The organism is Chitinibacter sp. SCUT-21 (genome assembly GCA_041874755.1).
In the GTDB taxonomy this organism is placed as follows: domain Bacteria; phylum Pseudomonadota; class Gammaproteobacteria; order Burkholderiales; family Chitinibacteraceae; genus Chitinibacter.
On record CP102611.1, the window covers coordinates 2,096,583 to 2,116,549 of the forward strand.

The window sequence follows — 19,967 nt, forward strand, 5'->3', positions numbered from 1 at the left end:
TGGTGATGTGGCAATGAAAAAGTCCTGTGTGATCTAGGACACTGTACTTCGGTACAGTCGCTATTGATATGCCATTCAAGTAAATTCAGCCATTAGGAAAATCTTATCTTGTTGGAGTAGGGCTCATGGCTGAAACGATCATCACTGGCAGCGATACACAGAAAGGCAACAACACCATCGTCGTTGTTGCGGGCGAAGCGTTTATTCGCGATGCCAGCGGTAAAGTCACCCCCATCGCAGCCGGAGATCAACTCCAAGAAGGCCAAGTGATTTTCACCTCCGCCACCGGCCACGTCACGCTAATGCTGCCCAACGGCCAAGTGATAGAACTGGGCGCAGATCGCAATTTATTGCTCGATGGTGATTTAGCCGGCACGCAAGCGACCGATGCAACAGAAGCCAAAGTGGCCAATGCCGCGGAAAGCGCAGACCAAATCATCAATGCGCTGAACCAAGGTAAAGATCTTTCCGACGAACTCGAAGCCACTGCCGCCGGTTTGAACGGCGCAGGCGGTGAAGGCGAAGGCAGCGGTTTTGTGCGCCTGCTGCGGATTGCTGAAAATGTTGACCCAGTTAGTTTTGAGTTTGCCAGTGCCGCAGAGCCAATTGATCCATTCGTGCCTGTGGTGGCCGAAGCCGCGCCACAAATCGATGAGCCAGTGGCGAATCAGAAACCCGATTTTGTGGGAAGTAATGGCAGCCCATTGGGTGACAATGTTAGCGTCACCACGCCAGAAGATACGCCGGTCAGCGGTCGCCTGGCGGCAGTCGACGCCGATGGCGATACGCTGACCTTTGGCAAAGTAAGTGAGCCTATTCATGGCAGTGTCAGCGTACAAGCCGATGGCAGCTGGACCTATACGCCCAATAAAGATTACAACGGCAGCGATAGCTTTAAAGTACAGGTCTCTGATGGTAAAGGCGGTGTGGATACGCTGACCGTCAATATTGGTGTAACGCCAGTCAATGATGCACCCGATGCAATCGATGACAGCACCAATACCAATATCAATACCCCAGTAGTGAATATCAATGTACTCGGCAACGACAAAGACATTGACGGCGATACCCTCTCTGTTACTCGTGCCGAACTGCAAGACCCAAGCAAAGGCAGCGTGAGCATTAACGCAGATGGCACGCTTAACTTTACCCCTGCGACCAATGTACTCGGCCCAGTGGTGATTAACTACACCATTAGCGACGGTAAAGGCGGTACCGATACCGCCCAACTCACCATCAATGTGAGCGATGTGCCTACGCCACCGATTTCAAAAATCGAAGTAGGACAACCAGGGCCACAAGACGATAGCGTTGTTGAAGGCAATAAACTGGTATTTAACGTTACAATCAGTGCCGCAAGCCCGAAAGCAGAGAGCTACAGCTTTAACTTGGGTGGTGGCAGCGCCGCCGAAGTTGATTTCGAACGTGTGAATCTAAGCTTTAGCAACGGCGTTACTTATGATGCAGCAACAGGCAAAATTACTGTACCTGCTGGTGTAACGAGCTTCAGTGTCACGCTCCCGACTGTCGATGACACCTTGGTCGAAAGTGGAGAAACTGTACCTCTGAATATTGGGGGTATCTCAGCCACCGGCAACATCGTTGACAACGACACGCAAGGCATCACGATTGTGGGCGCAGGCAACGGCACAGGCACCGGTGACACCGTGGTCTTTGAAGGCAGCGCAGCGGTCTTCACCGTGAAACTGGATGCGGCCGCCAGCAGCGACACCACCGTCAAACTGAGCCTGACCACCGCGGGTGGCGCAGGCCAAGCCAGCGCAGGCGACGTGGGCGCACTCGAATACTTCAACGGCAGCAGCTGGACGCCGGTGGTGAATGGTCAAGTGACGATTCCAGCCGGCAGTACCAGCGTCCAAGTACGCGTACCGACCACGGTAGACAGCGTATTTGAAGGTGCAGAAAACTTCACGCTGAACGCCACCGTAACGGGTGTCGGCGCAGCAAGCGGCACGGGCACGATCGTCGACGACGGCCGCACGGGCCCAACGCCACCGACCGGCACGCCAGACGACGACCGTCCACACGTGAGCATCACGGGTGTGAGCGATGGTAAAGAAGCGGGTCAAGTGGGCATTGTGTACAGCCTGAAACTGGATCACATGAGCACGACCGCCACGACGGTCACGCTCGACCTTAAGAATGGCAGCGCGACTTTGGGCACCGACACCGGTGCAGTGGAAGTGAGCTTCGACGGCGGCAAGACGTATGTTGCGGTCAGCGGCAACAGCATTAGCGTGCCAGCCAATACCACCGATGTCTTGGTGCGAGTGGCGGTGACGGACGACGCGCTGGTTGAAGGAACAGAAAACATTACCCTGGCGGTAAAAGGCCAATACGACAGCGCCTTCACAGCGCCAGTGAGCGGCAACATCGTTGACAACGACACGCAAGGCATCACGATTGTGGGCGCAGGCAACGGCACAGGCACCGGTGACACCGTGGTCTTTGAAGGCAGCGCAGCGGTCTTCACCGTGAAACTGGATGCGGCCGCCAGCAGCGACACCACCGTCAAACTGAGCCTGACCACCGCGGGTGGCGCAGGCCAAGCCAGCGCAGGCGACGTGGGCGCACTCGAATACTTCAACGGCAGCAGCTGGACGCCGGTGGTGAATGGTCAAGTGACGATTCCAGCCGGCAGTACCAGCGTCCAAGTACGCGTACCGACCACGGTAGACAGCGTATTTGAAGGTGCAGAAAACTTCACGCTGAACGCCACCGTAACGGGTGTCGGCGCAGCAAGCGGCACGGGCACGATCGTCGACGACGGCCGCACGGGCCCAACGCCACCGACCGGCACGCCAGACGACGACCGTCCACACGTGAGCATCACGGGTGTGAGCGATGGTAAAGAAGCGGGTCAAGTGGGCATTGTGTACAGCCTGAAACTGGATCACATGAGCACGACCGCCACGACGGTCACGCTCGACCTTAAGAATGGCAGCGCGACTTTGGGCACCGACACCGGTGCAGTGGAAGTGAGCTTCGACGGCGGCAAGACGTATGTTGCGGTCAGCGGCAACAGCATTAGCGTGCCAGCCAATACCACCGATGTCTTGGTGCGAGTGGCGGTGACGGACGACGCGCTGGTTGAAGGAACAGAAAACATTACCCTGGCGGTAAAAGGCCAATACGACAGCGCCTTCACAGCGCCAGTGAGCGGCAACATCGTTGACAACGACACGCAAGGCATCACGATTGTGGGCGCAGGCAACGGCACAGGCACCGGTGACACCGTGGTCTTTGAAGGCAGCGCAGCGGTCTTCACCGTGAAACTGGATGCGGCCGCCAGCAGCGACACCACCGTCAAACTGAGCCTGACCACCGCGGGTGGCGCAGGCCAAGCCAGCGCAGGCGACGTGGGCGCACTCGAATACTTCAACGGCAGCAGCTGGACGCCGGTGGTGAATGGTCAAGTGACGATTCCAGCCGGCAGTACCAGCGTCCAAGTACGCGTACCGACCACGGTAGACAGCGTATTTGAAGGTGCAGAAAACTTCACGCTGAACGCCACCGTAACGGGTGTCGGCGCAGCAAGCGGCACGGGCACGATCGTCGACGACGGCCGCACGGGCCCAACGCCACCGACCGGCACGCCAGACGACGACCGTCCACACGTGAGCATCACGGGTGTGAGCGATGGTAAAGAAGCGGGTCAAGTGGGCATTGTGTACAGCCTGAAACTGGATCACATGAGCACGACCGCCACGACGGTCACGCTCGACCTTAAGAATGGCAGCGCGACTTTGGGCACCGACACCGGTGCAGTGGAAGTGAGCTTCGACGGCGGCAAGACGTATGTTGCGGTCAGCGGCAACAGCATTAGCGTGCCAGCCAATACCACCGATGTCTTGGTGCGAGTGGCGGTGACGGACGACGCGCTGGTTGAAGGAACAGAAAACATTACCCTGGCGGTAAAAGGCCAATACGACAGCGCCTTCACAGCGCCAGTGAGCGGCAACATCGTTGACAACGACACGCAAGGCATCACGATTGTGGGCGCAGGCAACGGCACAGGCACCGGTGACACCGTGGTCTTTGAAGGCAGCGCAGCGGTCTTCACCGTGAAACTGGATGCGGCCGCCAGCAGCGACACCACCGTCAAACTGAGCCTGACCACCGCGGGTGGCGCAGGCCAAGCCAGCGCAGGCGACGTGGGCGCACTCGAATACTTCAACGGCAGCAGCTGGACGCCGGTGGTGAATGGTCAAGTGACGATTCCAGCCGGCAGTACCAGCGTCCAAGTACGCGTACCGACCACGGTAGACAGCGTATTTGAAGGTGCAGAAAACTTCACGCTGAACGCCACCGTAACGGGTGTCGGCGCAGCAAGCGGCACGGGCACGATCGTCGACGACGGCCGCACGGGCCCAACGCCACCGACCGGCACGCCAGACGACGACCGTCCACACGTGAGCATCACGGGTGTGAGCGATGGTAAAGAAGCGGGTCAAGTGGGCATTGTGTACAGCCTGAAACTGGATCACATGAGCACGACCGCCACGACGGTCACGCTCGACCTTAAGAATGGCAGCGCGACTTTGGGCACCGACACCGGTGCAGTGGAAGTGAGCTTCGACGGCGGCAAGACGTATGTTGCGGTCAGCGGCAACAGCATTAGCGTGCCAGCCAATACCACCGATGTCTTGGTGCGAGTGGCGGTGACGGACGACGCGCTGGTTGAAGGAACAGAAAACATTACCCTGGCGGTAAAAGGCCAATACGACAGCGCCTTCACAGCGCCAGTGAGCGGCAACATCGTTGACAACGACACGCAAGGCATCACGATTGTGGGCGCAGGCAACGGCACAGGCACCGGTGACACCGTGGTCTTTGAAGGCAGCGCAGCGGTCTTCACCGTGAAACTGGATGCGGCCGCCAGCAGCGACACCACCGTCAAACTGAGCCTGACCACCGCGGGTGGCGCAGGCCAAGCCAGCGCAGGCGACGTGGGCGCACTCGAATACTTCAACGGCAGCAGCTGGACGCCGGTGGTGAATGGTCAAGTGACGATTCCAGCCGGCAGTACCAGCGTCCAAGTACGCGTACCGACCACGGTAGACAGCGTATTTGAAGGTGCAGAAAACTTCACGCTGAACGCCACCGTAACGGGTGTCGGCGCAGCAAGCGGCACGGGCACGATCGTCGACGACGGCCGCACGGGCCCAACGCCACCGACCGGCACGCCAGACGACGACCGTCCACACGTGAGCATCACGGGTGTGAGCGATGGTAAAGAAGCGGGTCAAGTGGGCATTGTGTACAGCCTGAAACTGGATCACATGAGCACGACCGCCACGACGGTCACGCTCGACCTTAAGAATGGCAGCGCGACTTTGGGCACCGACACCGGTGCAGTGGAAGTGAGCTTCGACGGCGGCAAGACGTATGTTGCGGTCAGCGGCAACAGCATTAGCGTGCCAGCCAATACCACCGATGTCTTGGTGCGAGTGGCGGTGACGGACGACGCGCTGGTTGAAGGAACAGAAAACATTACCCTGGCGGTAAAAGGCCAATACGACAGCGCCTTCACAGCGCCAGTGAGCGGCAACATCGTTGACAACGACACGCAAGGCATCACGATTGTGGGCGCAGGCAACGGCACAGGCACCGGTGACACCGTGGTCTTTGAAGGCAGCGCAGCGGTCTTCACCGTGAAACTGGATGCGGCCGCCAGCAGCGACACCACCGTCAAACTGAGCCTGACCACCGCGGGTGGCGCAGGCCAAGCCAGCGCAGGCGACGTGGGCGCACTCGAATACTTCAACGGCAGCAGCTGGACGCCGGTGGTGAATGGTCAAGTGACGATTCCAGCCGGCAGTACCAGCGTCCAAGTACGCGTACCGACCACGGTAGACAGCGTATTTGAAGGTGCAGAAAACTTCACGCTGAACGCCACCGTAACGGGTGTCGGCGCAGCAAGCGGCACGGGCACGATCGTCGACGACGGCCGCACGGGCCCAACGCCACCGACCGGCACGCCAGACGACGACCGTCCACACGTGAGCATCACGGGTGTGAGCGATGGTAAAGAAGCGGGTCAAGTGGGCATTGTGTACAGCCTGAAACTGGATCACATGAGCACGACCGCCACGACGGTCACGCTCGACCTTAAGAATGGCAGCGCGACTTTGGGCACCGACACCGGTGCAGTGGAAGTGAGCTTCGACGGCGGCAAGACGTATGTTGCGGTCAGCGGCAACAGCATTAGCGTGCCAGCCAATACCACCGATGTCTTGGTGCGAGTGGCGGTGACGGACGACGCGCTGGTTGAAGGAACAGAAAACATTACCCTGGCGGTAAAAGGCCAATACGACAGCGCCTTCACAGCGCCAGTGAGCGGCAACATCGTTGACAACGACACGCAAGGCATCACGATTGTGGGCGCAGGCAACGGCACAGGCACCGGTGACACCGTGGTCTTTGAAGGCAGCGCAGCGGTCTTCACCGTGAAACTGGATGCGGCCGCCAGCAGCGACACCACCGTCAAACTGAGCCTGACCACCGCGGGTGGCGCAGGCCAAGCCAGCGCAGGCGACGTGGGCGCACTCGAATACTTCAACGGCAGCAGCTGGACGCCGGTGGTGAATGGTCAAGTGACGATTCCAGCCGGCAGTACCAGCGTCCAAGTACGCGTACCGACCACGGTAGACAGCGTATTTGAAGGTGCAGAAAACTTCACGCTGAACGCCACCGTAACGGGTGTCGGCGCAGCAAGCGGCACGGGCACGATCGTCGACGACGGCCGCACGGGCCCAACGCCACCGACCGGCACGCCAGACGACGACCGTCCACACGTGAGCATCACGGGTGTGAGCGATGGTAAAGAAGCGGGTCAAGTGGGCATTGTGTACAGCCTGAAACTGGATCACATGAGCACGACCGCCACGACGGTCACGCTCGACCTTAAGAATGGCAGCGCGACTTTGGGCACCGACACCGGTGCAGTGGAAGTGAGCTTCGACGGCGGCAAGACGTATGTTGCGGTCAGCGGCAACAGCATTAGCGTGCCAGCCAATACCACCGATGTCTTGGTGCGAGTGGCGGTGACGGACGACGCGCTGGTTGAAGGAACAGAAAACATTACCCTGGCGGTAAAAGGCCAATACGACAGCGCCTTCACAGCGCCAGTGAGCGGCAACATCGTTGACAACGACACGCAAGGCATCACGATTGTGGGCGCAGGCAACGGCACAGGCACCGGTGACACCGTGGTCTTTGAAGGCAGCGCAGCGGTCTTCACCGTGAAACTGGATGCGGCCGCCAGCAGCGACACCACCGTCAAACTGAGCCTGACCACCGCGGGTGGCGCAGGCCAAGCCAGCGCAGGCGACGTGGGCGCACTCGAATACTTCAACGGCAGCAGCTGGACGCCGGTGGTGAATGGTCAAGTGACGATTCCAGCCGGCAGTACCAGCGTCCAAGTACGCGTACCGACCACGGTAGACAGCGTATTTGAAGGTGCAGAAAACTTCACGCTGAACGCCACCGTAACGGGTGTCGGCGCAGCAAGCGGCACGGGCACGATCGTCGACGACGGCCGCACGGGCCCAACGCCACCGACCGGCACGCCAGACGACGACCGTCCACACGTGAGCATCACGGGTGTGAGCGATGGTAAAGAAGCGGGTCAAGTGGGCATTGTGTACAGCCTGAAACTGGATCACATGAGCACGACCGCCACGACGGTCACGCTCGACCTTAAGAATGGCAGCGCGACTTTGGGCACCGACACCGGTGCAGTGGAAGTGAGCTTCGACGGCGGCAAGACGTATGTTGCGGTCAGCGGCAACAGCATTAGCGTGCCAGCCAATACCACCGATGTCTTGGTGCGAGTGGCGGTGACGGACGACGCGCTGGTTGAAGGAACAGAAAACATTACCCTGGCGGTAAAAGGCCAATACGACAGCGCCTTCACAGCGCCAGTGAGCGGCAACATCGTTGACAACGACACGCAAGGCATCACGATTGTGGGCGCAGGCAACGGCACAGGCACCGGTGACACCGTGGTCTTTGAAGGCAGCGCAGCGGTCTTCACCGTGAAACTGGATGCGGCCGCCAGCAGCGACACCACCGTCAAACTGAGCCTGACCACCGCGGGTGGCGCAGGCCAAGCCAGCGCAGGCGACGTGGGCGCACTCGAATACTTCAACGGCAGCAGCTGGACGCCGGTGGTGAATGGTCAAGTGACGATTCCAGCCGGCAGTACCAGCGTCCAAGTACGCGTACCGACCACGGTAGACAGCGTATTTGAAGGTGCAGAAAACTTCACGCTGAACGCCACCGTAACGGGTGTCGGCGCAGCAAGCGGCACGGGCACGATCGTCGACGACGGCCGCACGGGCCCAACGCCACCGACCGGCACGCCAGACGACGACCGTCCACACGTGAGCATCACGGGTGTGAGCGATGGTAAAGAAGCGGGTCAAGTGGGCATTGTGTACAGCCTGAAACTGGATCACATGAGCACGACCGCCACGACGGTCACGCTCGACCTTAAGAATGGCAGCGCGACTTTGGGCACCGACACCGGTGCAGTGGAAGTGAGCTTCGACGGCGGCAAGACGTATGTTGCGGTCAGCGGCAACAGCATTAGCGTGCCAGCCAATACCACCGATGTCTTGGTGCGAGTGGCGGTGACGGACGACGCGCTGGTTGAAGGAACAGAAAACATTACCCTGGCGGTAAAAGGCCAATACGACAGCGCCTTCACAGCGCCAGTGAGCGGCAACATCGTTGACAACGACACGCAAGGCATCACGATTGTGGGCGCAGGCAACGGCACAGGCACCGGTGACACCGTGGTCTTTGAAGGCAGCGCAGCGGTCTTCACCGTGAAACTGGATGCGGCCGCCAGCAGCGACACCACCGTCAAACTGAGCCTGACCACCGCGGGTGGCGCAGGCCAAGCCAGCGCAGGCGACGTGGGCGCACTCGAATACTTCAACGGCAGCAGCTGGACGCCGGTGGTGAATGGTCAAGTGACGATTCCAGCCGGCAGTACCAGCGTCCAAGTACGCGTACCGACCACGGTAGACAGCGTATTTGAAGGTGCAGAAAACTTCACGCTGAACGCCACCGTAACGGGTGTCGGCGCAGCAAGCGGCACGGGCACGATCGTCGACGACGGCCGCACGGGCCCAACGCCACCGACCGGCACGCCAGACGACGACCGTCCACACGTGAGCATCACGGGTGTGAGCGATGGTAAAGAAGCGGGTCAAGTGGGCATTGTGTACAGCCTGAAACTGGATCACATGAGCACGACCGCCACGACGGTCACGCTCGACCTTAAGAATGGCAGCGCGACTTTGGGCACCGACACCGGTGCAGTGGAAGTGAGCTTCGACGGCGGCAAGACGTATGTTGCGGTCAGCGGCAACAGCATTAGCGTGCCAGCCAATACCACCGATGTCTTGGTGCGAGTGGCGGTGACGGACGACGCGCTGGTTGAAGGAACAGAAAACATTACCCTGGCGGTAAAAGGCCAATACGACAGCGCCTTCACAGCGCCAGTGAGCGGCAACATCGTTGACAACGACACGCAAGGCATCACGATTGTGGGCGCAGGCAACGGCACAGGCACCGGTGACACCGTGGTCTTTGAAGGCAGCGCAGCGGTCTTCACCGTGAAACTGGATGCGGCCGCCAGCAGCGACACCACCGTCAAACTGAGCCTGACCACCGCGGGTGGCGCAGGCCAAGCCAGCGCAGGCGACGTGGGCGCACTCGAATACTTCAACGGCAGCAGCTGGACGCCGGTGGTGAATGGTCAAGTGACGATTCCAGCCGGCAGTACCAGCGTCCAAGTACGCGTACCGACCACGGTAGACAGCGTATTTGAAGGTGCAGAAAACTTCACGCTGAACGCCACCGTAACGGGTGTCGGCGCAGCAAGCGGCACGGGCACGATCGTCGACGACGGCCGCACGGGCCCAACGCCACCGACCGGCACGCCAGACGACGACCGTCCACACGTGAGCATCACGGGTGTGAGCGATGGTAAAGAAGCGGGTCAAGTGGGCATTGTGTACAGCCTGAAACTGGATCACATGAGCACGACCGCCACGACGGTCACGCTCGACCTTAAGAATGGCAGCGCGACTTTGGGCACCGACACCGGTGCAGTGGAAGTGAGCTTCGACGGCGGCAAGACGTATGTTGCGGTCAGCGGCAACAGCATTAGCGTGCCAGCCAATACCACCGATGTCTTGGTGCGAGTGGCGGTGACGGACGACGCGCTGGTTGAAGGAACAGAAAACATTACCCTGGCGGTAAAAGGCCAATACGACAGCGCCTTCACAGCGCCAGTGAGCGGCAACATCGTTGACAACGACACGCAAGGCATCACGATTGTGGGCGCAGGCAACGGCACAGGCACCGGTGACACCGTGGTCTTTGAAGGCAGCGCAGCGGTCTTCACCGTGAAACTGGATGCGGCCGCCAGCAGCGACACCACCGTCAAACTGAGCCTGACCACCGCGGGTGGCGCAGGCCAAGCCAGCGCAGGCGACGTGGGCGCACTCGAATACTTCAACGGCAGCAGCTGGACGCCGGTGGTGAATGGTCAAGTGACGATTCCAGCCGGCAGTACCAGCGTCCAAGTACGCGTACCGACCACGGTAGACAGCGTATTTGAAGGTGCAGAAAACTTCACGCTGAACGCCACCGTAACGGGTGTCGGCGCAGCAAGCGGCACGGGCACGATCGTCGACGACGGCCGCACGGGCCCAACGCCACCGACCGGCACGCCAGACGACGACCGTCCACACGTGAGCATCACGGGTGTGAGCGATGGTAAAGAAGCGGGTCAAGTGGGCATTGTGTACAGCCTGAAACTGGATCACATGAGCACGACCGCCACGACGGTCACGCTCGACCTTAAGAATGGCAGCGCGACTTTGGGCACCGACACCGGTGCAGTGGAAGTGAGCTTCGACGGCGGCAAGACGTATGTTGCGGTCAGCGGCAACAGCATTAGCGTGCCAGCCAATACCACCGATGTCTTGGTGCGAGTGGCGGTGACGGACGACGCGCTGGTTGAAGGAACAGAAAACATTACCCTGGCGGTAAAAGGCCAATACGACAGCGCCTTCACAGCGCCAGTGAGCGGCAACATCGTTGACAACGACACGCAAGGCATCACGATTGTGGGCGCAGGCAACGGCACAGGCACCGGTGACACCGTGGTCTTTGAAGGCAGCGCAGCGGTCTTCACCGTGAAACTGGATGCGGCCGCCAGCAGCGACACCACCGTCAAACTGAGCCTGACCACCGCGGGTGGCGCAGGCCAAGCCAGCGCAGGCGACGTGGGCGCACTCGAATACTTCAACGGCAGCAGCTGGACGCCGGTGGTGAATGGTCAAGTGACGATTCCAGCCGGCAGTACCAGCGTCCAAGTACGCGTACCGACCACGGTAGACAGCGTATTTGAAGGTGCAGAAAACTTCACGCTGAACGCCACCGTAACGGGTGTCGGCGCAGCAAGCGGCACGGGCACGATCGTCGACGACGGCCGCACGGGCCCAACGCCACCGACCGGCACGCCAGACGACGACCGTCCACACGTGAGCATCACGGGTGTGAGCGATGGTAAAGAAGCGGGTCAAGTGGGCATTGTGTACAGCCTGAAACTGGATCACATGAGCACGACCGCCACGACGGTCACGCTCGACCTTAAGAATGGCAGCGCGACTTTGGGCACCGACACCGGTGCAGTGGAAGTGAGCTTCGACGGCGGCAAGACGTATGTTGCGGTCAGCGGCAACAGCATTAGCGTGCCAGCCAATACCACCGATGTCTTGGTGCGAGTGGCGGTGACGGACGACGCGCTGGTTGAAGGAACAGAAAACATTACCCTGGCGGTAAAAGGCCAATACGACAGCGCCTTCACAGCGCCAGTGAGCGGCAACATCGTTGACAACGACACGCAAGGCATCACGATTGTGGGCGCAGGCAACGGCACAGGCACCGGTGACACCGTGGTCTTTGAAGGCAGCGCAGCGGTCTTCACCGTGAAACTGGATGCGGCCGCCAGCAGCGACACCACCGTCAAACTGAGCCTGACCACCGCGGGTGGCGCAGGCCAAGCCAGCGCAGGCGACGTGGGCGCACTCGAATACTTCAACGGCAGCAGCTGGACGCCGGTGGTGAATGGTCAAGTGACGATTCCAGCCGGCAGTACCAGCGTCCAAGTACGCGTACCGACCACGGTAGACAGCGTATTTGAAGGTGCAGAAAACTTCACGCTGAACGCCACCGTAACGGGTGTCGGCGCAGCAAGCGGCACGGGCACGATCGTCGACGACGGCCGCACGGGCCCAACGCCACCGACCGGCACGCCAGACGACGACCGTCCACACGTGAGCATCACGGGTGTGAGCGATGGTAAAGAAGCGGGTCAAGTGGGCATTGTGTACAGCCTGAAACTGGATCACATGAGCACGACCGCCACGACGGTCACGCTCGACCTTAAGAATGGCAGCGCGACTTTGGGCACCGACACCGGTGCAGTGGAAGTGAGCTTCGACGGCGGCAAGACGTATGTTGCGGTCAGCGGCAACAGCATTAGCGTGCCAGCCAATACCACCGATGTCTTGGTGCGAGTGGCGGTGACGGACGACGCGCTGGTTGAAGGAACAGAAAACATTACCCTGGCGGTAAAAGGCCAATACGACAGCGCCTTCACAGCGCCAGTGAGCGGCAACATCGTTGACAACGACACGCAAGGCATCACGATTGTGGGCGCAGGCAACGGCACAGGCACCGGTGACACCGTGGTCTTTGAAGGCAGCGCAGCGGTCTTCACCGTGAAACTGGATGCGGCCGCCAGCAGCGACACCACCGTCAAACTGAGCCTGACCACCGCGGGTGGCGCAGGCCAAGCCAGCGCAGGCGACGTGGGCGCACTCGAATACTTCAACGGCAGCAGCTGGACGCCGGTGGTGAATGGTCAAGTGACGATTCCAGCCGGCAGTACCAGCGTCCAAGTACGCGTACCGACCACGGTAGACAGCGTATTTGAAGGTGCAGAAAACTTCACGCTGAACGCCACCGTAACGGGTGTCGGCGCAGCAAGCGGCACGGGCACGATCGTCGACGACGGCCGCACGGGCCCAACGCCACCGACCGGCACGCCAGACGACGACCGTCCACACGTGAGCATCACGGGTGTGAGCGATGGTAAAGAAGCGGGTCAAGTGGGCATTGTGTACAGCCTGAAACTGGATCACATGAGCACGACCGCCACGACGGTCACGCTCGACCTTAAGAATGGCAGCGCGACTTTGGGCACCGACACCGGTGCAGTGGAAGTGAGCTTCGACGGCGGCAAGACGTATGTTGCGGTCAGCGGCAACAGCATTAGCGTGCCAGCCAATACCACCGATGTCTTGGTGCGAGTGGCGGTGACGGACGACGCGCTGGTTGAAGGAACAGAAAACATTACCCTGGCGGTAAAAGGCCAATACGACAGCGCCTTCACAGCGCCAGTGAGCGGCAACATCGTTGACAACGACACGCAAGGCATCACGATTGTGGGCGCAGGCAACGGCACAGGCACCGGTGACACCGTGGTCTTTGAAGGCAGCGCAGCGGTCTTCACCGTGAAACTGGATGCGGCCGCCAGCAGCGACACCACCGTCAAACTGAGCCTGACCACCGCGGGTGGCGCAGGCCAAGCCAGCGCAGGCGACGTGGGCGCACTCGAATACTTCAACGGCAGCAGCTGGACGCCGGTGGTGAATGGTCAAGTGACGATTCCAGCCGGCAGTACCAGCGTCCAAGTACGCGTACCGACCACGGTAGACAGCGTATTTGAAGGTGCAGAAAACTTCACGCTGAACGCCACCGTAACGGGTGTCGGCGCAGCAAGCGGCACGGGCACGATCGTCGACGACGGCCGCACGGGCCCAACGCCACCGACCGGCACGCCAGACGACGACCGTCCACACGTGAGCATCACGGGTGTGAGCGATGGTAAAGAAGCGGGTCAAGTGGGCATTGTGTACAGCCTGAAACTGGATCACATGAGCACGACCGCCACGACGGTCACGCTCGACCTTAAGAATGGCAGCGCGACTTTGGGCACCGACACCGGTGCAGTGGAAGTGAGCTTCGACGGCGGCAAGACGTATGTTGCGGTCAGCGGCAACAGCATTAGCGTGCCAGCCAATACCACCGATGTCTTGGTGCGAGTGGCGGTGACGGACGACGCGCTGGTTGAAGGAACAGAAAACATTACCCTGGCGGTAAAAGGCCAATACGACAGCGCCTTCACAGCGCCAGTGAGCGGCAACATCGTTGACAACGATGCAGCGAATAAGCCGACCATCACACTCGACGCCAATATCTCCGCGGATGACATCATCAATGCGGCGGAAGCAGCGCAAACGATTGCAGTGACAGGTCGCGTTGGCGGTGATGCCAAAGTGGGTGACACGGTCACACTGACGATCAATAACAAAACCTTCACGGGGCTGGTAACGACAGGCAATGTGTTTAGCATCAATGTACCGGGCTCGGATCTGGCGGCGGATGCAGATCGCACGATTGATGCCGCGGTGACGACGACCGATGCGGCGGGTAATACGGGTTCAGCCAGCGACACAGAAGGTTATGCCGTCGATACAGCAGCACCGACCGTGGTGGTGGATATTGTATCGGGTAGTCTCAAAGCGGGTCAGACCAGTGAAGTGACCTTCACCTTCAGCGAAAAAGTGATGGGTTTTGATGCCAGCGACCTAACAGTAACAGGCGGCGCAATTAGCGGCATGGTGACGGCCGACGGTGGTAAAACGTGGACGGCCACATTCACACCGACAGTGGGCTTTGAAGGGACTGGCAGCGTTGCAGTGAAAGATAAGTCATACACAGACTTAGCAGGCAATGCGGGTGGACCGGGTAGCGACAACGTGCCGGTAGATACGAAGGCGCCAGTACCAACCATCACACTCGATGCCAATATCACCGCGGATGACATCATCAATGCGGCGGAAGCAGCACAGACGATTGTGGTGACAGGTCGCGTTGGTGGTGATGCCAAAGTGGGTGACACGGTCACACTGACGATCAATAACAAAACCTTCACCGGTCTGGTAACGACAGGCAATGTGTTTAGCATCAACGTACCGGGCGCGGATTTGGCGGCGGATGCAGATCGCACGATTGATGCCTCGGTGACGACGACTGATGCGGCGGGCAATACGGGTTCAGCCAGCGACACAGAAGGTTATGCCGTAAATCTTAATGTGCCGACAGTAAGTAATGGCTCGGCAACAGTGTCTGAAGAAGGCTTGAGTAATGGTTTGAAAGACACCAGCGGTACTTCGGATACCACGGACTTGGTGTCGCGCTCTGGCACGATTGCTATGGCGGATGCAGATGGCAATTCACTCTCTGTGACTTTGCTGCAGCCAACTGAAGCGTTAACTTCCAATGGTCAGGCTATCACGTGGTCAGGTAATGGGACGCAGACTTTGGTGGGCTCTGTCGGAGGTACAGTTATCGCTACCATTACGATCAATAATTCAGGTCAGTACAATGTGACTTTGTCAGGCCCAATTGATCATGCGAACGCAGGTGTTGAAGATGTTAAATCCTTCAATGTGGGTGTAAGAGCTTCTGATGGTGTGAATATTGGAAGTGGTACTCTGACTGTGAATGTAGAGGATGATGCGCCAGTCAGTGTTAGTCAGACTGTTGATGTTCAGATGCCATATATCAGCACCAATCTCGTACTGACGCTGGATATCTCTGCAAGCATGACCGATTCTAGCGGAATTTCAGGCAAGACACGTCTGCAGGTGGCTAAAGAGGCGCTGACCCAGTTGATCAATGATTATGACAATGTGGGCGACGTTAAAGTTATGCTGGTCACGTTTAGCAGCAATGCCACTGTTAGAGGAAACTCAACCTGGATCAGTGCAACAGAGGCCAAAACCCTGCTTGCAGGTCTAACTGCAGGTGGCAATACTGACTACGATGCCGCATTGCAGCAAGTGACCAGTCGTTTTGATGACGCAGGTAAATTGCAAGGGGGGCAGAATGTTGCGTACTTCTTCTCTGATGGCGTACCTACTGAGAACAACGGAACCGGTAGCAATGGTATTGTAGGAAGCGAAATTACTGCTTGGACTAACTTCCTCAATAGCAAGGATATCAATTCGTTGGCAATTGGTTTGGGTTCTGGTGTGTCTGGTAGCAATCTGGATCCAATTGCTTATAACGGCGCTGGTACAGGCAGTGAGGCCAATTCGATTATTGTCACTGACTTGTCTCAATTGCCGCCGATTTTGCGTGATACAGTCTTGACGCCATCTTCAGGTCAGATCGCGGTAAGTGGTAGTGCATCTAGCTTGTTTGGTGCCGATGGTGGACATATTAACGATGTATCGGTCGATGGTTTCAAATTCACGTTTGATACCAGCAGCAATTCGATTTTGACTTCTGCTCCAGGAACAAAATTCACGTTTGATGCTGTCACGCATGTACTCAAAATCAATACAGCGTTGGGTGGCCTTTTTGTCGTAGACATGGATGATGGTAAATACACGTATACGCCGCCGACTAACCTAACAGCCAATGCGCAGGAGAAATTTGGCTATACACTGATTGATAATGATGGCGACAAAGATACGTCAAATAGCGTATTAACGCTAAATGTAATCCCACCGCGCTATAACACGGCGCCAATTGCAGTGGATGACTACACCTACGCGCGCGTAGGGCAGGCGGTTACGTTTAACGTCATGGGCAATGATACTGATTTGCAGGGCGACAAGTTGAGCATTTCAGGTGTACCGACCGCCAGCAATGGCACGGTGAAAGTCAATGCCGACGGATCGCTGACCTTTACACCGACTGCAGGTTTTGTGGGGACCGCAAAAGTGACTTACACCATCTCTGATGGATATGGCGGCTTTGATACAGCTGATTGGTACATTCAAGTTGTACCTGCAAAAGATGTGATTGGTGGCAGTGATTTGAACGACCAAATTACCGTGATGTGGGGTGAGAGTCAGGCTGGGAAGACGATTTATGCATCCTTGCAGGCTGGAGATTCCGTTAAAGATATGTATGGCAATGTTGTTAGCAAGCCAACGGCCAGCCTTGTGGATACTGAAAGTACTAGCCAAGTGTTCTTTGCTGGTGCCTCCAATGATCACGTTGAGGGTGGCGCTGGTAACGATCTTATCTATATGGGTGAAACGCTACCTAATAGTGCCAATCCAAGTGTGACTCAAGCTACCTTGCTGGGCTTGACCGTGATGACGACCGATAGTGAAAGTGCGTTGGTCGACACCTCAAATACCAGCCTGACATCTATTTCGACGCCAACACAGAATATCGCCGATTATTCTAATGCGGGTTCTGGTGATGATGTGGTGTTTGGTGAAGGCGGCACCGACGTGCTGTATGGTAATTCGGGCGATGATAAGCTTTTTGGTGGCTTGGATAACGATGCATTGCGTGGCGGAGATGGCAAAGATCTACTGGTCGGCGGTGCTGGCAATGATGTGTTGCGTGGCGATGCGGGTTCGGATGTATTTAAATGGACCTTGGGCGACCAAGGTACGGCCGGAGCTCCTGCCCGTGACATCATTATGGATTTCAATAATGCGAAGTCCGGCAATGCTGCAGGCGAGGTAGATTCGCTAGATTTGCGTGACCTACTCCAAGGCGAAAACAGCGGAACCTTGACGCAATACTTGCATTTTGAAAAATCAGGTAGCGATACCATTGTGCATATCAGCAGCAAGGGTGAGTTTAGCGGTAGCAATTGGACGACAAAAGAAGATCAGGTTATTACCCTGCAAGGCGTTGATTTAACGACTGCAGGAAATGATCAGGCGATCATTGCGGATCTGCTCAAAAATGGCAAATTAATTACCGATTAATGGCCTTATAGCGTCAACTAGCAGACTTACCTCAGTATTCTGAGGTAAGTCAGCATGATGGCTATGCCAATTGGGCAAAAACAAGATACACTTGCGCGCTAAAAGTAGTTTTAATGAAAAATATCGTTAATATTCTGTAATTTAGCGCGTTCTAATGAAGGTTCAGGATGAAAATTAAACACCTAGTTCTAATGATGTTGGCAGCGACGACTTCTGCTAGCTTTGCTGCAACCAGCATGAAAGATGCGGTTGAACAAACCATCCTTAAAAACCCTGAAGTTCGTGCCAAATGGTTGCAGTACAAAGCCTCTGGCGAAGAACAAAATGCGGCTAAAGGCAATTACTACCCACGCGTTGATTTGAATGGGTATACCGGCTTAGAGAAGCAAGAGCGCCCATTTCCGAATAAAGGCGATACCTCTTTTAATCATTACGGGGTGAATTTAGAACTGCGCCAAATGCTGTTTGATGGCTTTGCAACGCAAAGCGAAGTGCGCCGTTTAGGTTATGGCAAACTCACTCGGTATTACGAATTACTTGCAGCCAGCGATATGGCAGCGCTGGAAACGGTGAACGCTTATCTTGATGTGCTGCGTTATCGCGAGCTGGTGAGCTTGGCCAAAGAAAACTATGCCATCCACAAAGAAACTTACGATCAAATCGCCGAGCGCGTGAACGCGGGTGTTGGTCGCCGAGTCGATTTGGAAACGGCAACCGGTCGTTTGGCGTTGGCTGAATCAAATTGGCTAACGCAAGCGTCGAATCTGCACGATGTTTCGGCGCGTTACGAGCGCTTAACTGGCGCTGTGCCAGACGCGGAAATGAGCAAGCCCGCTGGCTTTGCCCGCAATATGCCTGCTGATGCGGCGGCATTGAAATCGCAATTGGGCAATAATCCGCAATTTAAAGCTAGCGTCTTTAATATTCGCGCTGCGCGGGCCGATGCTGAAAACAAGAAAAGCGATTACTACCCCACGTTTGAATTGCGTGCTAGCCAAGGCTTAGATTGGAATCGCGACAATATCGACGGCAGCTACAAAGACGGCGCGGTGCAGTTGGTGATGAATTACAACCTGTTCCGTGGTGGTGCGACCAAAGCGCGTGCCAGCCAATACGCCGAGCAATTAAATATTGCGTATGAAATGCGCGATAAAACCTGTCGTGATATTCGCCAAACCACGCAAATTGCGTGGAATGATACGTTCCGCTTGAAAGAACAGTTGGGTTACTTGGATCAACACGCGCTGGCAACCGAAAAATCGCGCGATGCCTTCCGCCGCCAGTTTGATATCGGCCAACGTTCATTGCTCGATGTGCTCGATACTGAAAACGAGTTGTTTGAAGCCAAAATCGCAGTGGTAAAAGGCGATTACGATTATTTGCTGTCGCACGCCCGCGTGCTGGCGCAAACGCATCAATTGCTTGCGGCCCTGCAACTCGCACCGCTGGAGAGCACTGGTCCAGAAGACGATCTTGGTGACAACATCACCGATGACGAGCGCATTGCGTGTTCAGGAGCCATGATCGAAAGCGTCAAACTTGACCGTGATGCGGCAATGGCTGCTCGACCACCGCGTGCGGCTACTCCAGTGCCAACACCAGAAGTCACCCCGGCACCAACTGCTGGCACATGCGATAAAGCGATTACCGATTTGGTCGGCAACTGGTCAGCGGCTTGGTCAGGCAAACAGCTTGATACCTATTTGGGATTCTACGCGCAGAAATTCGAAGCCAGCGGTGGCCGCACCCGTTCCGATTGGGAAGCGAAACGTCGTAGCCGTGTGAGCAAAGAAGGCGCGATCACGTTGAAACTGGAAAACCAAACTTGCGCGATGAGTGGCAAAGAGCGCGGTGAAGTGACATTTACCCAGCACTACACGTCGAAAGACTACAGCGACACGGTGCAAAAAACCTTGGAGCTGGTGCAAGAAGGCGGCAAGTGGAAAATCGGCCGCGAACGCGTTACCAGTGGCCGTACTGAATAATACCTGCTAGGTATTGCTCGATGGGTTAGCTAATAATTAATTAATAGAGATATACCCATTAATG

The 19,967-nt window shown here is 57.4% G+C and carries 2 protein-coding genes; both read left to right on the top strand.

Features of this window, described 5'->3' with window-relative positions; all coding sequences use genetic code 11:
- The first annotated feature begins 125 nt into the window (after positions 1 to 125).
- Positions 126 to 17,918: an Ig-like domain-containing protein gene (locus NT239_09865; GenBank protein XGA70097.1), complete on the top strand. Its 17,793-nt coding sequence runs from the start codon at positions 126 to 128 to the stop codon at positions 17,916 to 17,918.
- Positions 17,919 to 18,085: 167 nt separating this feature from the next.
- Entirely contained in the window at positions 18,086 to 19,903 is a 1,818-nt protein-coding gene (locus tag NT239_09870; GenBank protein ID XGA70098.1) for a TolC family outer membrane protein, read from the top strand.
- The last annotated feature ends 64 nt before the right edge of the window (positions 19,904 to 19,967 follow it).

Excerpts from the sequence above, each read along its gene's own strand:
- NT239_09865 (XGA70097.1), top strand. The coding sequence starts at position 126 with ATGGCTGAAACGATCATCACTGGCAGCGATACACAGAAAGGCAACAAC.
- NT239_09870 (XGA70098.1), top strand. The coding sequence starts at position 18,086 with ATGAAAATTAAACACCTAGTTCTAATGATGTTGGCAGCGACGACTTCT.